We start from the raw sequence: 4910 nt of genomic DNA, 5'->3' as shown, positions 1-4910 counted from the left end.
GGCTGTATGTAATCTTTTCGTAACTTTGGCAATTGGTTTAGGGCATCCGAGGATGCATTTAAAAACAAAAATCGAACAAAAACAAATATAAAAACAGCTATGAAGTTTATCGTTTCAAGTACTGCTTTATTCAGTCATTTGCAGGCTATCAGCCGAGTAATCAACTCAAGAAATTCATTACCCATTCTGGACTGTTTCCTCTTCGAACTGAGAGACGGTACGCTCTTTATGACTGCTTCGGACAATGACACTACGCTGTCTACTTCCATTGAAGTGAATGAATCGGACAGTGACGGCCGCTTTGCCGTTTCTTCCAAGACTTTACTGGAAGCATTGAAAGAAATTCCTGAGCAGCCGTTGAGTTTCCACATCGAACCCAGCAACATGGAAATTACCGTGGAATATCTGAATGGAAAATATAGTCTGATGGGACAGAATGCCGATGAATACCCGCAGGCACAGGGATTGGGTAGTAATGCCGTACAGGTGACCATGGGAGCAGAAATCTTGATGAACGGCGTGAACCGCAGCCTTTTTGCGACAGCCGACGACGAACTTCGTCCGGTAATGAACGGTATTTATTTCGACATCAGCACGGAAGACATTACACTGGTTGCTTCCGACGGTCATAAGCTGGTACGTTGCAAGACCTACGCCGCACGAGGAGCAGAGAAAGCTGCTTTCATCCTTCCGAAAAAGCCGGCCAACCTGCTGAAGAACCTGCTGCCGAAGGAACAGGGCGACGTACAGATTGGCTTTGACGACCGCAATGCCATGTTCACCCTCGAAAACTACCAGATGATTTGCCGTCTGATTGAGGGACGTTATCCGAACTATAACTCTGTCATTCCGCAGAACAATCCACACCGTGCCATCATTGACCGTGCGCTCTTCATCAGTGCCCTGCGCCGTGTGTCTGTGTTCTCTTCACAGTCAAGCAGTCTGATCAAGCTGAGCTTGTCGGAAAACCAGATGAAGATTTCTGCTCAGGACATCGACTTCTCTACTTCGGCCGAAGAAACCATCGCTTGCCAGTATGGCGGCAACTCGATGAGCATCGGTTTCAAGTCGTCGTTCCTGATTGATATTCTGAACAACATTTCTGCACAGAACATTATCATCGAACTGGCCGATCCGTCACGCGCAGGTGTCATTGTTCCTGAAGAACAGGAGGAAGACGAAGACCTGCTGATGCTGCTGATGCCGATGATGCTGAACGACTAATCATTTTTTGTTACACAGAGACTCATGAAACTGAACTTGAAAAATCCGCTCGTGTTCTTCGACCTGGAGACCACGGGCACCAATATTAATACAGACCGTATTGTAGAAATCTGCTACTTGAAAGTATATCCTAACGGCAACGAAGAGGCCAAGACCTTGCGCATCAATCCGGAAATGCACATTCCGGAGGCATCGACTGCCATTCATGGCATCCACGACGAGGATGTGGCCGACTGCCCTACTTTCAAGGAAGTGGCAAAGGACATTGCCCGCGACATTGAAGGGGCCGACATTGCCGGTTTTAACTCCAACCGCTTTGACGTGCCGGTGCTGGTGGAGGAATTCCTCCGTGCAGGCATCGACATCGACCTGACCAGGCGGAAGTTTATCGACGTACAGGTGATTTACCACAAGCTGGAACAGCGCACGCTTTCGGCTGCCTACAAGTTCTACTGCGGAAAGAACCTGGAAGACGCACACACGGCAGAAGCCGATACACGGGCTACCTACGAAGTGCTGAAGGCACAGCTCGACCACTATCCTGACGTGCTCCAGAACGACATCAACTACCTGTCGGAATATTCCAGCTACAGCAAGAACGTAGACTTCGCCGGAAGAATCGTGTATGACGACAACGGCGTGGAAGTGTTCAACTTCGGAAAATACAAAGGTATGCCGGTGTCGGAAGTGCTCAAGAAAGACATGGGCTACTACGGCTGGATTATGAACGGAGACTTCACACTGAACACGAAGAATGTATTGACAAAAATCCGCCTGCGCGAAACGGGGCTGGTCAAGTAAACGGAAGGTAGCATGAATACACTACAAGGCAAAAAAATTGTACTGGGTATCACGGGCAGCATTGCAGCCTACAAGGCGGCCGTGCTGACACGCGGACTGATTAAGAAAGGCGCGGAGGTGCAGATTGTCATCACGCCGGCGGGAAAGGAGTTCATCACTCCCATCACGCTTTCGGCGCTGACCAGCAAGCCGGTTATCAGCGAGTTCTTCTCACAGCGTGACGGCACATGGCACAGCCACGTGGACTTGGGATTGTGGGCCGATGCCATGGTCATCGCCCCGGCTACGGCTTCCACCATCGGAAAAATGGCGCACGGGGTAGCCGACAACATGCTGGTGACGACCTACCTGTCGATGAAGGCTCCGGTGTTCGTGGCTCCGGCCATGGACCTGGATATGTTTGCTCACCCTTCTACCCAGCATAACCTCGACATTCTGCGCAGCTATGGCAACCATATCATTGAACCGGCTTCGGGCGAGCTGGCCAGCCATCTGGTTGGAAAAGGACGCATGGAAGAGCCTGAGAAAATCATTGAAGTGCTCGAAGCGTTCTTTGCCCGTCAGCAAGACCTGGCCGGACGGAAAATCGTCATTACCGCAGGTCCTACTTATGAGAAAATTGACCCGGTGCGCTTTATTGGCAATTACTCTTCCGGAAAGATGGGCTATGCCCTGGCCGAAGCATGTGCTTCGCGCGGAGCGGAAGTGGTGCTGGTGAGTGGTCCGGTCACCCTACAGACGGTTCATCCGCACATTCACCGCATAGACGTGGAGAGTGCGGCCGAAATGCACCGTGCTGCTGCCGATGCCTTCAAGGATGCAGACGCAGGAATCTTGTGTGCAGCCGTAGCGGACTTTACGCCGGAGCAGGTGGCCGACCAGAAAATTAAACGGGAAAAGGACGACCTGGTGCTGCGGTTGAAACCGACTTGCGACATTGCCGCTGCCTTAGGAAAGGAGAAACGTCCGGACCAGCTGTTAGTGGGTTTTGCGCTGGAAACTTGCGACGAGGTCAGCCACGCACAGGATAAGCTGGCACGGAAGAACTTTGACTTCATCGTGCTGAACTCACTGAATGACAAAGGAGCCGGTTTCCGTTGCGACACCAACAAGATTACGATTATAGACCGCACTGAGGCTGTTTCCTACCCGTTAAAGCGCAAGCAGGAAGTGGCCGAAGACATTGTGGATAAACTTTCCAGTCTGTTTCATTCCTAAACCGTTATGCTACAGTCTATCTTTATACAGAACTATGCCCTGATTGACAAGCTGGACATTGACTTTACGTCCGGTTTTTCGGTGATTACCGGTGAGACCGGTGCCGGAAAGTCCATTATCTTAGGGGCCATCGGGCTCTTGTTGGGACAGCGTGCCGACGTGAAATCCATCAAGAAGGGGGCTTCCAAGTGCATCGTGGAGGCGACTTTCCGGATTGCCAACTACGGCATGGAACCGTTCTTTCAGGAGAATGACATCGAATTCGAACCGGACGAATGTATCCTTCGCCGTGAAGTGTCGGCCAACGGGAAAAGCCGTGCTTTCATCAACGATACGCCGGCTTCGCTGGCGCAGATGAAAATGCTGGGCGAAAAACTGATTGACGTGCACAGCCAGCACCAGAACCTGTTGCTGAACAAGGAAGGTTTCCAGTTGAACATTCTGGACATCCTGGCACAAGACGAGCAGGCATTGTCGGCCTATCAGTCGGTATACCTTTCTTATAAAAAGGTAGTAAAGGAACTGGATGACTTCATTGCACAGGCAGAAAAGAGCCGTCAGGATGAAGACTATATCCGTTTTCAGCTGGAACAGTTGGAAGAAGCCGGACTGAAAGACGGAGAGCAGACGGAACTGGAACAGGAAGCGGAGACACTGAGCCATGCCGAGGACATCAAGGCCGGACTCTATAAAGCCAGCCAGCTGATTAACGGCGAGGAAGGCGGTACGGTTTCACTGACCAAGGAGTGCATGCAGACCCTTCAGGGCCTGACACAGGTATATGCACCGGCCAAGGAATGGATGGAACGGCTGAACAGTTGCTATATTGAACTGAAAGACATTTCCCGCGAAATCGGCAATGCGGAGGAGGAAGTGGAATTCAATCCGGCTCGCCTGGATTTTGTCAACGAACGGTTGAACCTGATTTATTCCTTGCAGCAGAAACACCGCGTGCAGTCGGTAGAAGAACTGATTGAGCTGACGGAAAACTATTGCAGCCAGTTGAATGACATCACTTCTTTCGACGACCGGATTGCAGAGCTGGAGGGAGAAAAGAAGAAATTGTATGCCGAGGTGCTTCGTCAGGCCGAAAAGCTGACCGCGCTCCGTACACAGTCGGCACGGCACATTGAGTCGCAGATGGAGTCTTTGCTTATCCCACTGGGCATGCCTAACGTACGTTTTGCCGTGGAACTGACTCCCAGAAAGGAACCCGACAGCAAAGGGATGGACAGCGTGACGTTCCTGTTCTCAGCCAATAAGAACGGAACTTTGCAGAACGTGGCTTCCATCGCTTCGGGGGGTGAAATTGCCCGCGTCATGCTTTCACTCAAGGCCATGATTGCCGGAGCCGTCAAACTGCCGACCATCATCTTCGATGAAATTGATACCGGTGTATCAGGCTCCATTGCAGAGAAAATGGCACTGATAATGCAGGACATGGGACGCCAGAACCGTCAGGTAATCAGCATCACTCACCTGCCCCAGATTGCCGCACGTGGAATTGCGCACTACAAAGTGTACAAGGAAGATACCGACACCGGGACCAACAGTCATATCCGTCGCCTGACGGATGAAGAGCGGGTGCAGGAAATTGCCCACATGCTCAGCGGTGCCACCCTGACAGAGGCTGCCGTACAGAACGCCCGTGCCCTGTTAGGCTTTAA

The 4910-nt window shown here is 51.4% G+C and carries 4 protein-coding genes; all 4 read left to right on the top strand.

What is annotated here, in order from left to right; translation table 11 throughout:
• Window positions 1-99 precede the first annotated feature (99 nt).
• Window positions 100-1224 (top strand): DNA polymerase III subunit beta, encoded by a 1125-nt coding sequence (gene dnaN, locus ACMJ0U_RS08810; RefSeq protein ID WP_417129599.1) that lies wholly within the window; start codon window positions 100-102, stop codon window positions 1222-1224.
• Between the two features lie 24 nt (window positions 1225-1248).
• Window positions 1249-2025, top strand: coding sequence for an exonuclease domain-containing protein (locus ACMJ0U_RS08805; RefSeq protein WP_417129598.1), 777 nt, complete (start codon window positions 1249-1251; stop codon window positions 2023-2025).
• A gap of 12 nt (window positions 2026-2037) precedes the next feature.
• Window positions 2038-3243 carry a bifunctional phosphopantothenoylcysteine decarboxylase/phosphopantothenate--cysteine ligase CoaBC gene (gene coaBC / locus ACMJ0U_RS08800; RefSeq protein WP_417129597.1) on the top strand — a complete coding sequence of 402 codons (1206 nt, stop codon included), beginning with the start codon at window positions 2038-2040 and terminating at the stop codon, window positions 3241-3243.
• A 6-nt stretch (window positions 3244-3249) separates the two neighbouring features.
• Window positions 3250-4910, top strand: a 1661-nt coding sequence (gene recN, locus ACMJ0U_RS08795) for a DNA repair protein RecN (RefSeq protein WP_417129596.1), incomplete at its 3' end; no start/stop codon positions are given.

Origin of the sequence: Phocaeicola sp. (genome assembly GCF_048170425.1) — a bacterium.
Taxonomy (GTDB): domain Bacteria; phylum Bacteroidota; class Bacteroidia; order Bacteroidales; family Bacteroidaceae; genus Phocaeicola.
The sequence above is the reverse complement of the archived record's forward strand: the minus strand, read 5'-3'. Positions and strand labels throughout refer to the sequence as shown.